The organism is Alistipes sp. Marseille-P2263 (genome assembly GCF_018101075.1).
GTDB lineage: Bacteria > Bacteroidota > Bacteroidia > Bacteroidales > Rikenellaceae > Alistipes > Alistipes dispar.
The window spans coordinates 130,238-147,320 of record NZ_JAGQEJ010000007.1; the positions used below are offsets into that span (position 1 = coordinate 130,238).

Here is a 17,083-nt window from a genome sequence, read left to right on the forward strand (position 1 = left end):
ATCCGCTGGCGGCATCCCTGTGCGGAAAGCCGGAACGATCGGCTCTCCCCCGCGGGACGCTGCCGGAGCCGGTGGTCTGAAAATACCCCGCCGCAGATTACTGCGGCGGGGTATTCCGTCAGGCGTTGCGGGTCCGGCGCCTGCTCCGGACCACCTCCGCGACGGCCGGCAACAGGGAGACGAAAACGATCGCGACGATCAGCAGCCTGAGGTTCTGCTGCACGAAAGGCAGGTCCCCGAAGAGATACCCGGCGTAGCAGAACAGCGCGATCCACGCCGCGCCTCCGAGCAGATTGAAGGCCATGAAGCGCGTGTAGTGCATCCGTCCCATTCCGGCGACGAACGGCGCGAACGTGCGCACGATGGGGACGAAGCGGGCGAGGACGATGGTCTTGCCGCCGTATTTCCGGTAAAATGCGTGCGTCTTGTCCAGATGGCTCCGTTTGAAAATCCGGGAGTTTGGGTCGGCGAAGAGTTTTCGGCCGAAGAATCGGCCGATCGTGTAATTGCAGGAGTCGCCCGCGACGGCCGCGGCGAAGAGGATGGCGGCGAGCAGGTGTGCGTTCACCGATGTTCCGGGCTGCGCCGCGATGGCGCCCGCCACGAACAGCAGCGAGTCGCCGGGCAGGAACGGCGTGACGACCAGTCCGGTCTCGCAGAAGATGACGGCGAAGAGGATGGCGTAAGTCCACAAATGGTACTCCTGGACGATGCGGAGCAGGTATTGGTCGATATGTAGGATGAAATCCAGCAGAAAATCCATGTTTCGGGTATTGTTTGCGTGAATGAATACGGAAGACCCGCCGGGCGCCGGCGGGACGGGGTGTGCCGCACCGGATTCCGGTCGGATTCCGGCGGCGGGAGGGTCCGGAGGCTAAATCCGGATACGCTCCAGGGTGTAGATGTAATACCGCGGAGGTTTCGGGGCCGGCCCCGTTCCGTTTCCGCGTTTTCCGCGGAACTGTCCGGATGCGGCGTTCCGGGGGGCGATGCCGGGGCGTAGCGCCGGGAGAAGCGGATTCCGGAATCCGGGAAGGGTGCGTATCCGGGACGGAGGCGGGACGGTTTCGGCCGCGGCGGCCAGTCCGCACCGCGGTGCGCCGCACGTTTCGCGGACCGTTGCCGCCTCACGGTCCTCTTCCGCCGGGATGCGGAGCTCCGTGCGGACGGAAGGTCCCCCTGCCGCGGCCTTATTGCCGGACAGGACCGTTCCTCCCGCCAGCAGCAGGATGCCCAGCAGCGTATGGAGCAGGCGTTTTCCCATCGGTCCGTTCGCAATCCGTCGCAAAGATAGGGCTATTCGGGTGAAATCGGGCCGGACGACGGCCGAAATCCGTCTGCGGACTTGCTCTTTTCTCGGATTTGTCCTAATTTTGCCAGAAGAGATTTCCGGAAGATGAGAACGTCGCTGCGCATACTCTTTGTCGTGCTGGCCGCCTGCTCGGCGGCCCTGCTGAAGCAGGGCTCCGCCGGAACTGCGGCGGCAGATACCCGGCGTTCGTTCTCGCAGTACTGTTTCGACGCTTCCGGATTTCCGGGCGATTTGGCCACGGAGGCGGTCCGGACCTCCGTTCCCGCGCCTTCGACGCGCGCGCTGCGCAAAAGTCCCGAGACGCGTCAGCGGACCGGCGGCGAAGCGCCGGAGGCTTTCGGGCTCCCGTCGTTCTGCATGGAGCCGGGCCGCCGCCCTTGTAGTGCGGCCGTACGCCTCTTCGCCGGGCGCGGCGCCGTCGTGTCCCATCGTTCCGATTACCTTCGTTTCGGCATCCTGCGGATTTAGCCTTTTTCCTTTCCGATCCGTTTTCCCGTGCGAGTTCCGGCATGACCGGACGCCGTACGGGCTTTCCGACGTCTCCGCACGGGCCGCTCCGGCCTGCGTGCGGGGCGATTCCGGTCTTCCGCACGCGCTCCGGAGACGGCGTGCTCCGTCCCGTTTCCGGGCGGGGACCCGTCCGGCGGTGCGGCGGGCGGCCGAGCAACAACCATTCGAAAAAAATCCGTAAGATGACACTGACTTATATTATCCGGGAGACGCTGCTGATGATGGGCTTCACGTTCGTCGTGGGGGTGGCGTTCGCCTATGTGCTGAAACTGATGACGCTGTTCTTCTCCTACCTGAATGGCGAGGACCTGCCCTCGCTGGTCCGGCGGAGCCGGATCTGGGGACGGGCCTACCGTATGGAGGTCGCACACTCCTACCGCTACATCCGTTCCTTCGTGGGCGACGAGCGTTCTGTGCGCGAAATGCCGATGGACCCTGCGACGGAGGAAGAGTCGATTCACGGCATGAACGGCCTGACGGAGTATCATTTCGGCAACCCCGAAACTCCTGAACGGGGATATGCAAACCGTTAAATCACGCTTTTTCAGTCATGGAAAAATTCGATCTGAACAACATATTCCAGGGCATCTCGACCCTGTTGCAGTCCGATCCGGCGATCATGTACGCGCGCATCGGACTGATCCTGCTCGGCATCCTGCTGGTCTATCTGGGCCGCAGGGGCGTTCTCGAACCGCTGGTGATGATCCCCATGGGGCTGGGCATGGCCGCCGTGAACGCCGGCGTGCTGATCTTTCCCGGCGGTACGCCGGGAAACCTCTTTCTCGATCCGATGGTCACGGACACCGACGCGCTGATGAACATCCTGCAGATCGACTTCTTGCAGCCGGTCTATACCTTCACCTTCAGCAACGGCCTGATAGCCTGTCTGATCTTTATGGGCATCGGAACGATGCTCGACATCAATTTCCTGCTGGCCAAGCCGTTGCAGAGCATGTTCCTCGCGCTGTGCGCCGAGCTGGGGACCTTCGCCGTCGTGCCGATCGCCTACGCCATGGGGCTGAGCCCGAGCGACAGCGCCTCGATCGCCATGGTGGGCGGAGCGGACGGGCCGATGGTGCTCTTCGCGTCGCTCAACCTCTCGAAGGAGATTTTCGTGCCGATCACCGTCGTCGCCTACCTCTATCTGGGCCTTACCTACGGAGGCTATCCCTATCTGGTGCGGGCGATGGTTCCCAAGCGCCTGCGGGCCATCCGGATGAAGCCGCCCAAAAAAGCCCCCAAGCAGTACGGTCCCGCGACGAAGATTTCGTTCGCCGTCGTGATGTGCGTCATCCTGTGCCTGCTCTTCCCGGTGGCCGCACCGCTCTTCTTCTCGCTTTTCATCGGCATCGTCATCAAGGAGTCGGGGCTCAGGCACGTGAACGACTTCATCAGCGGGCCGATGCTCTACGGTTCGACCTTCTTCCTGGGCATTCTGCTGGGTATTCTCTGCGACGCCCACACGCTGCTCGATCCCGCGGTGCTCAAACTGCTCGTGCTGGGCATCCTCGCCCTGCTGATTTCGGGCATCGGCGGCATCTTGGGCGGCTATGCCGTGTATTTCTTCAAGCGGGGCAACTTCAACCCCGTCATCGGCATCGCGGCCGTGAGCTGCGTCCCGACGACGGCCAAGGTGGCGCAGAAGATCGTCTCGCACGACAATCCGTCTTCGTTCGTGCTGGCCGACGCGCTTGGAGCCAACGTCACGGGGGTCATCACCTCGGCCGTCATCGCCGCGATCTACGTGACCGTGATTCCGATGCTGTAAACGCTGCGGGCGGCTTCCGCCCCGCTTTCCCGTTCTGCGGATCCGCCCCTGCCGCACCGATTTGCAGCAGGGGCGGACCGTATTTTTTTCGGGGCGGGATTCAGTCGAGAAGGCCCGCGGCCTTGCGGTACTCCAGCCAGCGGAGGTAGGAGCCGATCCGCGCTTCGACCTGCGTGCGGCTCGCCTGCTGCCACACGGCCTGTGCCTCGAGATAGTCCGAAAGCGTCTCCACACCGGCCTCGTACTGGCGGCGGCTCATGCGGAGGTTCTCCTCGGCGGCCTCCATCGAGGTGTCGGCCAAGCGCCGTTCGAGCAGCGCCTCGTCGAGGTTGTTGGCCGCCTGCGTCATTTCGAGCGCCAGCAGCTCGCCGCCGCTCTCCAGCTCGGCCTGCGCCTGCTCGTATTTGGCCCGGGCCGAGCGGAACCTGTTCGAGCGGGTTCCGAAATGGAAGATCGGCACGGAAAGCCGTATGCCGGCGGAGAATCCCCAACTGCCCAGCAGGTTCTGCCCGTTCACCTCGAGTCCGTGCAGGTAGCCGTAGTTGCCTGCCAGCCCGATCTGCGGGAGCCGTTCGCTGCGGGCCAGCCGCATCTGTTCGCGGGCCAGGTCGCTCTTCCCGGCGAGCATCCGGTATTCGGGGCGCGCCGTCATGTCGCCGGTCCCGGGTGCCGCGGCCGCCGGAGGCTCGGGCAGGTCGCCCGCCACGTCGAGAGGCGTGCCGAGCGGACAGCCGATGTAGTGGCAGAGGTTCATCGTCGCCAGCCTCAGGGCGTTTTCGGCCCGGCGGAGGTCCAGTTCGCTCTCGTTGAACTTCACGCGCACCTTCAGCACGTCGTTTTGCGGCTGGATGCCGTGTCTGCGGGCACTCTCCACCGAGCGCAGCAGTTCGGCGAGCAGTCTGCGGTAGCTTTCCGCCACCCGGCGGATCTCCTGCGCGCGCACCACGCCGGCGTAGGCCCGCGACGTCTCGACGATCACTTCGGCTTCCGTCAGGCGGCGGTTTTCGGCGGCCAGCGAGCTGCCGATCCGTGCCATGCGGTAGCCCGTGCGGACCTTGCCGCCCATGTAGAGCGGCTGTTCGAGGGTGACGCCCCCGCCGTAGATCCATCCCAGGCTGTAATCGAAGCCGAGTCCCGGGAAATAGGCCGTGCTGCCCGTGGGTACGCCGTTTTTGTCCAATACGGGCAGCGAGCCGCCCGCGATGTCGAGCCGTCCGTCCGAGGTGGAGTAAAGCCCGACGCCCGCGGCCGAGAGCGAGGGAAAGAAGTTTCCCTTCATGCTCCGCAGGTCGAACTGCGCCGCCTGCGCCTGCCGTTCGGCCGCCGCGAGAGCCTTGTTGTTCTCCTGCGCCAGACGCAGGCAGGCGTCGAGGGTGAGCGGTTCGGTCTGGGCGTATGCGCCGCCGCAGAGCAGTGCCGCGAGGATGATGGGAAGTCGTTTCATCGGTCGATCCGGATTTTGAAGAACATGGCGTAGAGCACGGGTACGAAGAAGAGCGTGGCGAAGGTCGAGAAGAGCAGTCCGCCCATGATCGTCGCGGCCATCGAGCCAAACATGGCGTCGCCCAGCAGGGGGATCATGCCCAGAATGGTCGTCAGCGAGGCCATCATTACGGGGCGCAGGCGGCTTTCGGAGCTGCTGACGAGTGCCTTCGCGGGATCGGTCCCGGCGGCGATCTGTTCGCCGATCTCGTCCATCAGCACGATGCAGTTCTTCATCATCATGCCCACGAGCCCCAATGCGCCGACGATGGCGCAGAAGGTGAAGGTCTTGCCCGTGAGGAGCATGGCCCCCACGATGCCGATGGCCAGCAGCGGAATGCCGCAGAGAATGATGAGCGGCTTGCGGTAGTCGCCGAAGAGCAGGATCAGCACCGTAATCATCAGTACGATACCCAGCGGCACGTTCCGGAACAGGTAGCGCATCGTTTCGTCGCTGGCTCCCTTCTCGCCCTGCCACGCGAGGGCGTAACCCGTCGGCAGGGGGATGCGGTCGATCTTTTCGGCGACGGCGCGGCGTGCGGCTTCGGTCTCGGTTCCCGGGACGGGCGAGCACATCACCTTCTGGGCGCGCTGGCCGTTGTAACGCGGCACGACGGGGTCCTCCCAGGCCACCTCCACGCCGCGGCTCACCTGCCGGAGCGGTACGGTGCCGAGTACCGATTCGACCAGTTCGCTGCGGTCGATCGTCCCCGTTTTCAGCCTGACGAGGGTCTGCTCGTCGAGCAGTCCGTCGAGCGAGGGGAGCATCGGGAAGACGGGGACGTTCTCCAGATTGTCCACCGGAGCGCCCCCGGCATCGGTGCATTTGAGGTAGATCGTATTCTTGTGCGTTCCGTCGTAGAAAGCCCCGACGGGAATGCCGCCCGCCGCCGAAAGGATCGAGGTGGCCACCTCCTGGCGGCTCAGCCCCGCGCGCCGTGCCGCCGACTGGTCGTAGTCGATTTCGAGCACGGGCAGCGCCGGTTCCCAGTCCGAGGTGACGAGGCACACTTCGGGCGAGGTCTCCATGACCCGGCGGGCGCTGTCGGCCAGCGCGTGCAGCACGGCCGGGTCGGGCCCCGTGAAGAGCGCCTCGATCGGGTATTTCTTGTACATGATGTTGTAGCGTTTGAGCTTCACGTAGGCGTCCGGATAGCGGTCCGTCAGGATGCGCTGTATCTCGTCCATGTTCTCCTCCAGCGCCTTCGGAGAGGCGAAGTCGATAATCAGCTCGCCGTACGACAGCGACGGCGTGGCGATGCTCCGCACGAGGTTGTAACGGGCCGGCGTGCCGCCGATCGAGGCGGTCACCGCGCCGATCTCGGGGCGGGTTTTTAGCCACGTCTCGATTTCGTGCAGGTCTTCGGCCACGCGGGTCGAGTTCGTTCCTTCGGGGAGTTTGTACTCCATGTAGAGCTGGTCGTAAACCATGTCGGGGAAGAAGCCCTGCCGCATGAAGCCGTAGCCCCAGGCGCTCAGGGCGACCAACCCGAGCGCGAGCAGGATCGACGAAATGCGGTGGCGCAGTCCGAATCCGAGGGCGGAGCGCAGCCAGCCGTAGATCCGGCCGTCGTAGAGGCGTTCGCCCCGTGCGGCGCCGGCGGGCTGCTTCAGCCAGCGGTCGGCCATCAGCGGCACGTGCACGAGTGCCAGTATCCAGCTCAGCAGCAGCGAGACGGCCAGCACGATGAACAGGTCGCGGACATAGACGCCCGCCGTGTCGGGCGAGAGAAAGATCGGCAGGAAAGAGAGGATGGCGATGAGCGTCGCGCCCAGCAGCGGCATGGCCGTCTTGCGGCCGATTGCGGTCATCGCCTCGCGGCGCGGCCGTCCCAGCTTGAGGTCCACCAGAATGCCGTCCACGATGACGATGGCGTTGTCCACGAGCATTCCCATGGCGAGGATGAAGGCCGCCAGCGAGACGCGCTGCATCGTGCCGTCGAAGAGCCCCAGAATGAGGAACGAACCGACGACGATCATCACCAGGCTGATGCCGATGATCATGCCGCTGCGGAAACCCATCGTGAGCATGAGGATCGCCACGACGATGAGCACCGATTCGACGAGGTTCACCAAAAAGGTCGTCAGCGCGTCGGTCACCTGTTCGGGCTGGAAGAAGACCTTGTGGCACTCGATGCCGGCCGGGAACCGTTCGGCTTCCAGTTCGGCCAGCCGCCGCTCGACCTCGGCGCCGACCTTGACGATATCCGTTCCCGAAGCGGCCGCGACGGCGATGCCCAACGCCCGCTGTCCCTCGTAGGTCATGGCGTTGCGCACGGGTGTCGCATAGCCGTGCTCCACGGTGGCGATGTCGCCCAGCCGCAGTTGGTCGTCTTCGTGCCCCTGGATGACCATGCGTTCGATCTGCTCCACGGTCCGGAACTTGTCGGCGACGGTCACCCGGATCCGGTCGGGACCGTTGTCGTAATAGCCCGTATAATAGGTATCGTTCTGTCCGTTGAGCGTCGCCAGCACCTCGGCCGGCGAGACGCCGAGCGTGGCCATCTTCTCCGGGAGCATCGAAATGTCGATGCACTCCTCCCGTTCGCCGTAAACCGTGACGCGGGCCACGCCCTCCAGATCGCCGATCTCGCGGCGGATGAGCTCGGCGTAGTCCGAGAGCCGGCGTTCGGTCAGTCCGTCGCCCGTCAGGGCGTAGAGCATGCCGTAGACCAGTCCGAAGTCGTCCTGCACCTGCACCGAAGCGCCCTGCGGCAGTCGCGTCCGCGTGTCGCCGACCTTGCGGCGCAGCATGTCCCACGACTGCTCTACGTCGGCGTCGGGAACCGTGCTTTTCAGCTCCACCTCGATCAGCGCCAGATCGTTGTACGACCAACTGGATACGTTGTCCACCTCGCCGATCGCGCGGATGCTCTTTTCGAGCGGGTCGGTCACCTCCATCTCGACCTCGTGCGCCGAGGCGCCGGGGTAGGTCGCCACGACCATCGCCATCTTGACCTTGATCTCGGGGTCCTCGAGTTTGGGCATGTCGTAGGCCGCGAGCGCACCGCCGGCCAGCAGCACGGCGAGCAGGAAGTAAACGAGCTTCTTGTTTGCGAAAGCCCACTTTCCGAAGTCGATCATAGCAGTCCTCCCACGTTGGTTTCCGATTCGGCGGGCAGCGGAGCGGTTTTCTGCCCCTCATGCAGCCTGTGTACGCCCGAGGAGATGATCCGCTCCCCGGCGTCGAGTCCCGACGAGAGGACCGCCCGCCCGTCGGTGTGCAGGCTCTCGACGGCGACCGCGCGGCGATGCACGGTGCTGTCGGCTGCGAAGACCCAGACGCAGGAGGCGTCCCCCTCGCGGAAGAGTGCCGTGGCCGGGACGCTCGTCCGTCCGGTGTCCGCAGGACGGTACGAGACGCTGACCATCGTGTTCATGCCCGGGGCGGGCATCGGGTCCGTTCCGGCGGGAATCCCCAGCCGGACGGTGTAGAGCTGGTTGGCGTTGGCCTTGGGGGCGACGCTCAGCAGCCGCAGCGGAATCCGCCGTCCGGGCCAGAAGTCGAACGCCGCCTCGAATGCGGCGAATTCGCCGCGGCGGACGTATTCCGAGCCGGGGATGTTGATCTCGATTTCGGGTGCGGAACCCGAGAGCAGCGTGACGACGGGCATTCCCGCGGCGACGACCGTCGGCGGATCGAACAGCCGGCGCTGCACGATACCGTCGAACGGGGCATATATCTTCGTGTCGGCGAGCTGGTTGCGGCAGCTTTCGTATTTGGCTTCGATCTGCCGCAGCCCGTAGCGCGCCTTGTCGTAGGCGTCGGGCGTGGCGACGCTGTCGGCGTAGAGGGCGATGACACGCTCGGCCTCGGCGCGGATGCTTTCGTATTCGGCCTCGACGGCTTCGAGCCGGAGCCGGTAGTCCCTCTCGTCGAGTTCGGCGATCAGCTCTCCCTGCCGGACGGACGTGCCCTGTCCGGCGTGGACGCGCAGCAGCGTGCCGGGGATCTGGAAAGCCAGGTTTACCTCCTCGGCGGCCTTCACGCGTCCGGGGAACTCCAGCGTCCGGCCGGAGCCGTACGTTTCGGCCGTATCGACCTGTACGGCCGGCGGCCGGTTGTCGCCGTCCCTGTGCGGGGCGCATCCTTGCAGGAGGAGCGCGGGCAGCGCGGCGGCGCAGATAAGTCCGATTCTCGTTTTCATAAGTTCCGGTATTGTTCGGTTACAAATGTACGGGGTTGCGGCAACCCCGGAAAGTATGATAGTGAGCGGGAGTTGTCCTATTTGTTCGATTCTTGTCAAAATGTTTGTTCCGGAGCGTCGGAAGAAGCCGGATTCTTCGTTATTTTGTGCAAAATGTCGAATCTATGATCAATCCGTCGGATATTCCGGGCATCGGCCTTTTCGATATGGACAAAGCCTCGATCGAAACCTTCGGGCCGGTGGTGCACCTCGACCGGAACGGCTTTCTTTACTGTACGCGGGGGAGAATCGACCTGGCCCTGAACGAACGCGTCTATGAGATTCGGACGGGGGACATCTACATCTATCCGCCCTTTTCGCACACTTATATCCACGAAATAAGCGACGACCTGCAATGCGTCGTCGGAGTGGCCGATTTCGATTTCGTGCTTCCGGTCATCAATCAGGTCTCCAATGCGCGGAACCAGGTCTTCATCCTCGAAAACCCCTGCATCTCGCTCGACGGGAGGCAGCGGGTCCGGATCGGGGAGCTGATCGCCGCCGTCCGCAACCGGGAGGCCGAGGCCGGCGAATATACCGCTGCGGCGCACGGCGATACGGTCTATCGGCAGTTGCTCTCGGCGCTGGGGCAGGCGGTCTGCTACGAAATCATGCAGGCCTATTTCTCGAGCCGGCCGATCCGCCCGCTGCCGCAGGAGCGCAAGGACCGGATTTTCCAGCAGTTCCTCATCTCGCTCCACCGGAACTTCCGGGTGCACCGCGAAGTGGCCTTCTACGCCGGGCAGCAGTGTCTGACGCCGCGCTACTTCTCGACGGTCGTGCGCGAGAAGACGGGCCGCTCCGCCCTGCGGTGGATTACGGCCACGGTCGTCGCCGAGGCGAAGAAGATGCTTTCCGATCCCGCTCTGAGCGTCAAGGAGATCGCCGATGCGCTCGGATTTCCGAACCAGTCCTTTTTCGGGCGCTATTTCAGGCAGTACACGGGCATTTCCCCGACGGAGTTCCGCTCGGGCGGACCGAAACGGGGATCGGAGGCGGCCTCCGCGTAGCTTCCGGGGCGGCCGGCCGCCGGGTCATGCCTTCCGGGCGCGTTCGACGGCTTCCCGGATCAGGCGGATGTTGCGGCGGTTGCGGCCGAAGGAGGAGATCGCCGTGCGCTCGTCCGGATCGCTGATGCTGTTGATCTGCACCTCCCCTTTGCCGAAGACGACGTAGAGCCGTTCGCCCCACGAAGGGATCGGGAATCCGGGGTGCGTGCGTCCGACGAAGCAATCCGTGCCGTAATGGAGCGGTTCCCACCCGTGAAGCCGGCACAGCTCCTCCAGCAGGGGGCCGAAATCCCCGGCCTTCAGCGGTGTGCGGACCGGCGTGCAGCGGAGCTTGCGGTACTGGCGGCGGGCCGTGATGACGGCCAGCGCGAGCGGCAGCGCGGCGCACCATTTCCACGGGAAGGCGGCGAAGGTCGCGCGGGAGAATCCGTCGGTGAATCCGGCGATGGCGAGAATGACCGCCGGCAGCAGGACGAGGACCAGCGGCAGTCCGTAATGGGTCGAAGCCTGCCATGCGGTCAGCGGCAGGCGGCCGGTGCGGAGGACGAAGTCCGCCAGCGGTTCGTCGCATTCGTGCCGGACGAATTGCCTGACGGCCAGCCATTCGGCCGCCATGAGCGTCAGCAGTCCTCCGAAAAGGAGAAAAAACGGGTGCTCCGGGTCGGAGGCGCGGCCTGTTGCGGGGCGGGCGTCCCGGGATTCGGGGCTGTCGGGGTCGGGAGCGTCGGCTCCGGTCCGGCCGATCCGGACCTCCCGGCTCAGGGCGTATTCGCGTCCGCCGAAGCGGAGACCTGCGGTCCGGATCGTGTATCGCCCCTCCCGTTCGGCCCGGACGCGGAAGGTGTATTCGTAGCGGGGGGCGTCCGTTCCGGTCTGCACTCCGGATCCGCTCCGCCGGAAGGTCAGTCCGTCGGCGGCGATTCCGGGATCGCCGTTGTCGGGCCGTGCCGTGCAGACGAGCGCGACGGTAAATTCGCTTCCCGCCTGCGGATGTTCGGGACGCAGCTCGAAGCGGCAGCGGATGTCCCGCAAGTCCTGCCGGGGCGGTCCGACACGGACGCGCACCGCCGGGGTCGCGTACTTCCGGCCGCCGATCCGTGTCGTGGCGGAAGGCACTTCGGCAACTCCTTCCCGCGTGAACCGGATGCGGAGAGAGAGGCCCTGCGTCGTGTATTTGCGCCGGCGGCCGTCGATGAACTCCAAGCGGGTCCCGCGGTAGTGCGTCGTCTCCCCGACGGTTTCGATCGGCTCCCGGAAACAGGGCGGCCGGATCGAATCGCAGGGTGCGGTGCATTCGTAGCGCAGCGTGTACTCCACTCCGGCACGAAGGCCGCCGAGGGTGTCCAGCTCCGCACGGAAGCGGGGATCGGACGCTTCCTGCGATGCCGTCGCCGCACTTGTCTCCGCATTTCCGTACGGCGGCGGGCAGAGCAGCAGCGTCATGCTCAGAAACAGCCCTTTCATGTCAATAGGAACGGGGCGAATGCTCCAGCAGCTCCTGCTGCTGCAACCCTTCGGCGCCCTTCCACTCCTGCGGTCCGGTGCGCCAGGCGAACGGCAGCAAAAGTTCCTGGTAGTCGAACCGGCAGCCTCGTCCGGCGAGCGACGGGACGATGCCGACGAAGGGATGCTCTTCGAGCCGCGGGTCGAAGGCCAGCTTGCAGGAGTAGTAGAGGTGGCGGACCTGCCGCCGCCGGGTCTCGAACTCCGCCGCCGGTCCCTGTCCGTCGGTGGGGGATTCCTGCGGAGCGCTCCTGCCGCCGCAGAGGGAGATCCGGTTCAGCTCGGTGCCGACCGCATCCGAGTCGCGCAGATCGGTGTGCAGAAGGAAGGACGCCTCGAAACACTCACCGCGGCGGATGGCTCCGTGCGGGACGGCGATGCGCACGACGATCCACAGCGAATCGCCCGCGTGCGCCGCCTGTTCGATGCGGAATCCCACGCGCGGGCGGTGCAGGGGCCTGAGCCGCCGCTGCACGGCGGCATCGTCGTCCGTCGGCCAGTTTTCCGAGGAGTAGCGCTCCGCCCTCTCCGGCGTCCGTTCCCGCCGGGCGTCGGGATTCCGTTCCGCGGGCGGAGCCTTCCGCACGTCGCTCCGGACGCATTCCGCCTGCGTCGCCCGTCGCGGGGCCGCGCGGAACGGCCCCGGCAGCAGGAGGACGAACAGCAGCGCGGCCAGCCGTTTCATCGGGCGTCCGCTTTGGAGTATTCCGAAAATTCGCAGCCGAAACGTTCGACCATCATGTTGTCCATCTCGTCGGCCTTCAGCGCGAGGTTCACGATGTTGCGCCGGATCTCCTCCTCCGAGGCGTCGGTGATGTCCGACAGGTGGATGCGGTAGGCGATGTAGATCTGCCGCCCTTCGATGCCGAGTTTGTAGGGACCGAAATCCTCCGAGAGCATGTAGTCGAGCACCGGTTCCACCTCCTTTTTGGGCAACAGGTTGATCGGCGAGGTGGAGAAGAGGTAGGCGCCGTCGTAAACGAAGATGCGGATTTCCGAACTGCCCTTGTGGAAGAGCCACGAGTCGTAGCCGTCTCGCGCCAGTACGGGGTCGATGCCCATTTCGCGGATGGCGCTCTCGACGAAGCCGCACAGGGGCGACTCCTCGCGCTCGTCGAAGGCCCCTTCGGGCAGCTTGTCGCCGCACGAGGGGCAGAACTCCTCCTCCTCGGCGATCAGCTCGTCGCAACTGCCGCACTGCACCTGGAACTGCGTGCGGTCCACCTCGCCGAGCGAGTCGAGCAGCTTGCGCAGCGTCTCCACGCGGATACCGAAGCCCATGTTGTCGGCCTGCGTGAACTTGCTGACCGTCACGCCGACCACCTCGTTGCGGTCGTTGAGCATCGGGCCGCCCGAATTGCCGGGGTTCACCGCGGCGTCGGTCTGGAGGTAGTACTGTCCCTCCATGAGCTGCCTGGGGGCGGAGACGGAGCCTTCGGTGATGGTGAAGGGCATTCCGTAGGGGTATCCCGCGACGTAGATCTTGCGGCCTACGGAGACCGTTTCGTCGTCGGCCAGCGGGATTTCGGGCAGTGCCGTGAAGTCCCCCTCGGCGGCCAGCAGCGCGATGTCCAGCAGCGGATTGACCACGACCACGTGCGCCAGGTAGGGGTTGCGGTCGTTGTCGTGGATCGCCACGGTGCGGTAACCCTCGACGACGTGGTAGTTGGTGACGAACAGGTCGCGCGACTTGAGGTAGAAGCAACTGCCCGACCCGCCCGAGTGGGTCACCTTGAAGATCGACTGAAAGATATTGTTTTCCATGGTATGTGCCTGTTTTTTGACGGTTTATTGCTGATCCTTGAGCGCCTGCTCCATCATCTTCTGCTGGAACTCCATCGCCAGCCGCATGTATTCGGCCATGTCGCCGCGCGCCATGGCGGCCTGCATGTCGGCCTGCATCCGGGCCACCTGCGACTGCATCTCCGCCGCCGTCTGCTGCATCCGGGCGATCTGCTCCGCGGCGGCCTCCGCCGTCCCGCCGTCGAGGCCGGCGGCTCCGGAGAAGAAATCCGGCCCGTCTTCCTCCAGATCGTCGTCCATGAGCTTTTCGAGCGCCGCGTAGAGAATCTCCGACGCCTCCTCCATCGGTTTCCCGGCCGACTGTTTCAGCGCCCGGGCCACGACGGTGTTGATGTCGTCCTGCACGTCGTTGTAGAAGTACATTTCGTAGAACTTGTAGAGGATGCGCACCACGCTGCGTTCGTAATTCTCCGCCTCGATCGCCTCGGTGGCCTCCTGGTAGAGGTCCTTCATGTTCTCCTGCACGTTGGCCAGCGACGAACGGCGCTTGGTCGAGACGAGCGTATCGACGAAGTAGAGGTCGGCGGCGAGCTGTTCCCCGGGCGTCACGAGCAGCTTCTCGAGGAAGGCCCGTCCTTTGGCGACGAGCTCCGCCACGGGCAGCTCCCGGTCCATGTCGTCCACCGCCTTGTCCAGGTCGTTCGACAGTTGTCCCTGCGGCTGCGCGAAGTAGCTGATCTTGTAGAAAGCCGTGTCGATCACGTTCCACGAGTATCCGTACTTGCGTTCGGCGTCGTACTCCTTCACCGCGTCGAGCGTCTCGCGGCAGGTGGCGCGGATGGCCTCGACGATCCGGGCGCACTCCTCGGCGGAGTAGGGCGTGACGCGCGGCTCGTAGCAGCGCTCGGCGCCGAACTTCGTGCAGAACTCGTCGTCGTAGCGGTCGCCGACGTGGCAGATGTTGCGCAGCACGAAGTAGATTTTGTGGGGATGGCTCTGCGCGAGCGGGCAGACGTACTCCATGCGCAGGCGGTCGCCCTCCTTGCGGAAACGCGGCAGCAGCAGGCGGTTGAGCGTCAGGTCGGCGACCTGGCGCAGCATGGCCACGCGGCCCTTTTCGGGGAGACGGAGGAAATCGGCATGGACCTCCAGCCGTCCGTCGCGGACGAGGATATTGACCAGGATCGAGCCGTGGGGGATGTGGAACTCCGTGCCGTCGGCATTGCCGTACTTGGCCCGGAATCCGGGATTGAGGTGGTCGAGCAGCAGGTGGAACGCCTCGAGGTGTTTGCCTTCGTTGTAGCGTTCGAGGCTCTGCTCCCAGGCCTCCATGCTGACCTTGCTCTGCGTGGAGCCGATCGCGGGAGCGACGTATGCGTGTGTGGTTTTCATGGGTTCGGAACGTTATGTGGGTTTATTTCGCTTCGATAGAGAGCTGTCCGTCCTCTCCGACGGTGACCTGCGCTTCGTAATAAATATAGGAGGTCTTGCCGGCGCTCGATTCGGTCTCCTTGCCGTCCTCGGTGAAGCGGACGACGAACGAGGCGGTCCGTCCGCCGAACTCTTTGCCCCTGTTGAGATAATCGTTGTCCGAGGGAACGGCCTCCTCTATCGTGTAGTTGCCGACCGACTTGAAGGTGTGCCCCTCGGGTAGCATCGTCTTGGCCCGGGCGATCTGAGCGGCGATCTCTTCCGGGTCGATCGTTCCGGGGTCGATGCCCGCGGTGGTTTCGTATTTCGGAGCGTCGAACGATACGTCGTCCAGATCGGTGGGTTCCAGCCCGTTGAGGTAGTAGGTCTGGCTGAAGGCCCGGTCGTCCCGGTTCACCATCTTCACCGAGACGAGGAACAGGTCGTCCGACAGAGCCTCCCGTTCGAAGAAGTCGATCGAGTAGATCTTGAACTTGTCGGTGTCCACGTTGGTTTTCACCAGCTCGACGGCACGGGCGTAGCTCGCGGCCTCGTCGGTGGAATAGCCCGAGATCATCGAGCAGGAAACGGTCGCGGCGGCGAGCAGCGGCGCGACGGCGCAGATAAGCGGTTTTCGCATATTTCGTTATGGTTTTGAGATGATACGGAAAAGATTGCCGGGATGCCGCGGACGCGGGACTGTCTTCCGGAACGGAAGGCGGTCCGCATTTCCGGGGAATCCTTCCGGTCCGCGTGTCAGGCTTTTTCGAAGAGGGCGCGGAACGCCTCGAACTCCTCCTCCGAGTCGAAGTACCCGGCGTTGAAGGTGTGGTGCGCGTCCGGCAGCGCGATTTCGAATTCGTTCTCCTCCTCGTCGAATTTCGTGCGTTCGACCTGCGGGATGAGCAGCGTCTCCTCCGTCACCGCGCCCTTGCGCACGACGGGGAAGGTCACCCGGTCGCCGTCTATGGTGATTCGGCCTCCGGCGGCGGCCAGCGCGCGGGCCTTCCGGATTTCGAGCAGCGTGCAGAGGAGCAGTACGGCGCCTCCCGCGACGAAGAGGATCGTGACGGCCGTAGGTCCGAGGATCCGCATGCTGCCGATGCGGATGCCGAACGGGGCGACGAGCGGGAAGACGATCATCACGAGGGAGATGCCGAGGTTCGTCAGTTTGCCCGAGAAGGGGCTGGACGGGGTGTAGTTGAAGGTTCTCATGGCGTTTTTCGGTGTGTGTTTCGTTTCGGATTGTGTCTGCGAGTACAAATATAGGAAAAAGACGGCAGATAATTATACGGTCGTATGTTTTTTTGAGAAAAAAACGGCCCGTTTCCGGGGTCGGGCGCAGCCCCCCCCCCCTCGTGCGAAGGCAATTTATTGTATGTCAGGATATTGATTCGTTCTGTCGGTTCGCGCCTCTTCGGGCTCCCGGCGACCGTGCGGGTCGGCCTTTCCGGAAATCAGGCCCGGATAAGCTCGTATAGCTGGCGGAACTGCCCGGCCAGCGTGCCGATGTCGAGCCCTTGCAGCATGGCCTGCTCGAACGAAAGCCCGAAGTGAATCTGATGGAACATGTCGGCGATGCGCGCGACGTCGATGTCGGGGCGCACTTCGCCCGTCTCGGCGGCCCGCTGCACGGCTTTGCGCCAGTAGGTGCGCGTCTTCCGGTAGAGCTGTTCGAATTTCCGCTCCGCGCCGGGGTAGTACCGCCGGGTCTGGAGCATCAGGTTGAAGTAGTGGAAATTCGGGGCCACGGCTCCCCCCCCCTCCGTTTTTCCGGCACAGAGACCGACGATCTGCCGCATGGTGCGGACGATGCCGTCGAGGTAGTTGTCGATGAAGTCCGCGAGCGAGCCCTCCGAGGCGCCGAACTTGTTGGCCGGGTCCTGCACTCCGAAGACGTAGCGGTCCACGACGGCCGTGAATACGGCCTGCTTGTTGGGAAAATAGTGGTGTATGGCCATGCGCGACAGCCCGCAGGCCCGCGACAGTTCCGTGATGCTGGCCCTTTCGTAGTTCATGGTCGCAAAGACCGACAGACAGTTCTGCAGAATCTCCTCCCGATTGGTTTTCATGGCCGTGTCCGTTTCTCCTCTCCCGCGAAGATAGCGATTTTTGCGCAGGGGGCCAAATCCCGGGGCGGACGGCTCTTCGGGCGGAT

The 17,083-nt window shown here is 64.5% G+C and carries 15 protein-coding genes; 4 read left to right on the forward strand and 11 right to left on the reverse strand.

Annotated features, from left to right (window positions below; genetic code table 11):
- Positions 1-118: 118 nt before the first annotated feature.
- Entirely contained in the window at positions 119-763 is a 645-nt protein-coding gene (locus KB554_RS09830) for a DedA family protein (RefSeq protein ID WP_141428201.1), read from the reverse strand.
- A gap of 633 nt (positions 764-1,396) precedes the next feature.
- Between KB554_RS09830 and KB554_RS09835 the strand changes: the two genes are divergently transcribed.
- The 3 genes from KB554_RS09835 to KB554_RS09845 all read left to right on the forward strand — a co-directional run bounded on the left by KB554_RS09835 (position 1,397) and on the right by KB554_RS09845 (position 3,590).
- Positions 1,397-1,780 carry a hypothetical protein gene (locus KB554_RS09835; protein ID WP_211035848.1) on the forward strand — a complete coding sequence of 128 codons (384 nt, stop codon included), beginning with the start codon at positions 1,397-1,399 and terminating at the stop codon, positions 1,778-1,780.
- Positions 1,781-2,004: 224 nt separating this feature from the next.
- Complete coding sequence (locus KB554_RS09840; protein ID WP_179954827.1) at positions 2,005-2,355, forward strand: hypothetical protein; 351 nt, start codon at positions 2,005-2,007, stop codon at positions 2,353-2,355.
- A gap of 17 nt (positions 2,356-2,372) precedes the next feature.
- Entirely contained in the window at positions 2,373-3,590 is a 1,218-nt protein-coding gene (locus tag KB554_RS09845; RefSeq protein WP_141428199.1) for a sodium ion-translocating decarboxylase subunit beta, read from the forward strand.
- Between the two features lie 100 nt (positions 3,591-3,690).
- Here the strand turns inward: KB554_RS09845 and KB554_RS09850 are convergent, their stop codons facing one another.
- Genes KB554_RS09850 through KB554_RS09860 form a run of 3 tightly spaced genes read right to left on the reverse strand, consistent with a single transcriptional unit; the run spans position 3,691 to position 9,220 of the window.
- Positions 3,691-5,034, reverse strand: a complete 1,344-nt coding sequence (locus KB554_RS09850; protein WP_211035849.1) for a TolC family protein — start codon at positions 5,032-5,034, stop codon at positions 3,691-3,693.
- Positions 5,031-8,156, reverse strand: coding sequence for an efflux RND transporter permease subunit (locus KB554_RS09855; protein WP_211035851.1), 3,126 nt, complete (start codon positions 8,154-8,156; stop codon positions 5,031-5,033). The genes KB554_RS09850 and KB554_RS09855 overlap by 4 nt, the downstream gene beginning before the upstream one ends.
- A complete protein-coding gene (locus KB554_RS09860) occupies positions 8,153-9,220 on the reverse strand; it encodes an efflux RND transporter periplasmic adaptor subunit (RefSeq protein ID WP_211035854.1) in 1,068 nt (355 codons plus the stop codon). The genes KB554_RS09855 and KB554_RS09860 overlap by 4 nt, the downstream gene beginning before the upstream one ends.
- Positions 9,221-9,384: 164 nt before the next feature.
- Between KB554_RS09860 and KB554_RS09865 the strand changes: the two genes are divergently transcribed.
- Positions 9,385-10,269 carry a helix-turn-helix transcriptional regulator gene (locus tag KB554_RS09865; RefSeq protein WP_211035856.1) on the forward strand — a complete coding sequence of 295 codons (885 nt, stop codon included), beginning with the start codon at positions 9,385-9,387 and terminating at the stop codon, positions 10,267-10,269.
- 24 nt (positions 10,270-10,293) lie between these two features.
- Here the strand turns inward: KB554_RS09865 and KB554_RS09870 are convergent, their stop codons facing one another.
- The 7 genes from KB554_RS09870 to KB554_RS09900 all read right to left on the reverse strand — a co-directional run bounded on the left by KB554_RS09870 (position 10,294) and on the right by KB554_RS09900 (position 16,997).
- A complete protein-coding gene (locus KB554_RS09870; RefSeq protein WP_211035858.1) occupies positions 10,294-11,733 on the reverse strand; it encodes a peptidase S54 in 1,440 nt (479 codons plus the stop codon).
- 1 nt (position 11,734) lies between these two features.
- Entirely contained in the window at positions 11,735-12,457 is a 723-nt protein-coding gene (locus tag KB554_RS09875) for a hypothetical protein (RefSeq protein ID WP_211035860.1), read from the reverse strand.
- The gene (locus KB554_RS09880) at positions 12,454-13,536 is read right to left on the reverse strand and encodes a trypsin-like peptidase domain-containing protein (protein WP_141428192.1); all 1,083 of its coding nucleotides are present in this window, start codon (positions 13,534-13,536) and stop codon (positions 12,454-12,456) included. The genes KB554_RS09875 and KB554_RS09880 overlap by 4 nt, the downstream gene beginning before the upstream one ends.
- A gap of 24 nt (positions 13,537-13,560) precedes the next feature.
- Positions 13,561-14,907 carry a phasin family protein gene (locus KB554_RS09885; RefSeq protein ID WP_211035862.1) on the reverse strand — a complete coding sequence of 449 codons (1,347 nt, stop codon included), beginning with the start codon at positions 14,905-14,907 and terminating at the stop codon, positions 13,561-13,563.
- Positions 14,908-14,929: 22 nt separating this feature from the next.
- On the reverse strand, positions 14,930-15,565 hold the full coding sequence (locus KB554_RS09890; RefSeq protein ID WP_141428190.1) for a hypothetical protein: 636 nt from the start codon (positions 15,563-15,565) through the stop codon (positions 14,930-14,932).
- A gap of 116 nt (positions 15,566-15,681) precedes the next feature.
- On the reverse strand, positions 15,682-16,140 hold the full coding sequence (locus KB554_RS09895) for a hypothetical protein (RefSeq protein WP_141428189.1): 459 nt from the start codon (positions 16,138-16,140) through the stop codon (positions 15,682-15,684).
- A 242-nt stretch (positions 16,141-16,382) separates the two neighbouring features.
- Positions 16,383-16,997, reverse strand: coding sequence for a TetR/AcrR family transcriptional regulator (locus KB554_RS09900; RefSeq protein ID WP_141428188.1), 615 nt, complete (start codon positions 16,995-16,997; stop codon positions 16,383-16,385).
- Between the last annotated feature and the right edge of the window lie 86 nt (positions 16,998-17,083).

Bases quoted from the DNA above. Each gene is read 5' to 3' on its own strand.
- KB554_RS09865 (WP_211035856.1), top strand. From the start codon at position 9,385: ATGATCAATCCGTCGGATATTCCGGGCATCGGCCTTTTCGATATGGAC.
- KB554_RS09895 (WP_141428189.1), bottom strand. From the start codon at position 16,140: ATGAGAACCTTCAACTACACCCCGTCCAGCCCCTTCTCGGGCAAACTG.
- KB554_RS09855 (WP_211035851.1), bottom strand. From the start codon at position 8,156: ATGATCGACTTCGGAAAGTGGGCTTTCGCAAACAAGAAGCTCGTTTAC.
- KB554_RS09835 (WP_211035848.1), top strand. From the start codon at position 1,397: ATGAGAACGTCGCTGCGCATACTCTTTGTCGTGCTGGCCGCCTGCTCG.
- KB554_RS09875 (WP_211035860.1), bottom strand. From the start codon at position 12,457: ATGAAACGGCTGGCCGCGCTGCTGTTCGTCCTCCTGCTGCCGGGGCCG.
- KB554_RS09845 (WP_141428199.1), top strand. From the start codon at position 2,373: ATGGAAAAATTCGATCTGAACAACATATTCCAGGGCATCTCGACCCTG.
- KB554_RS09890 (WP_141428190.1), bottom strand. From the start codon at position 15,565: ATGCGAAAACCGCTTATCTGCGCCGTCGCGCCGCTGCTCGCCGCCGCG.
- KB554_RS09870 (WP_211035858.1), bottom strand. From the start codon at position 11,733: ATGAAAGGGCTGTTTCTGAGCATGACGCTGCTGCTCTGCCCGCCGCCG.
- KB554_RS09880 (WP_141428192.1), bottom strand. From the start codon at position 13,536: ATGGAAAACAATATCTTTCAGTCGATCTTCAAGGTGACCCACTCGGGC.
- KB554_RS09840 (WP_179954827.1), top strand. From the start codon at position 2,005: ATGACACTGACTTATATTATCCGGGAGACGCTGCTGATGATGGGCTTC.
- KB554_RS09900 (WP_141428188.1), bottom strand. From the start codon at position 16,997: ATGAAAACCAATCGGGAGGAGATTCTGCAGAACTGTCTGTCGGTCTTT.
- KB554_RS09860 (WP_211035854.1), bottom strand. From the start codon at position 9,220: ATGAAAACGAGAATCGGACTTATCTGCGCCGCCGCGCTGCCCGCGCTC.
- KB554_RS09850 (WP_211035849.1), bottom strand. From the start codon at position 5,034: ATGAAACGACTTCCCATCATCCTCGCGGCACTGCTCTGCGGCGGCGCA.
- KB554_RS09830 (WP_141428201.1), bottom strand. From the start codon at position 763: ATGGATTTTCTGCTGGATTTCATCCTACATATCGACCAATACCTGCTC.
- KB554_RS09885 (WP_211035862.1), bottom strand. From the start codon at position 14,907: ATGAAAACCACACACGCATACGTCGCTCCCGCGATCGGCTCCACGCAG.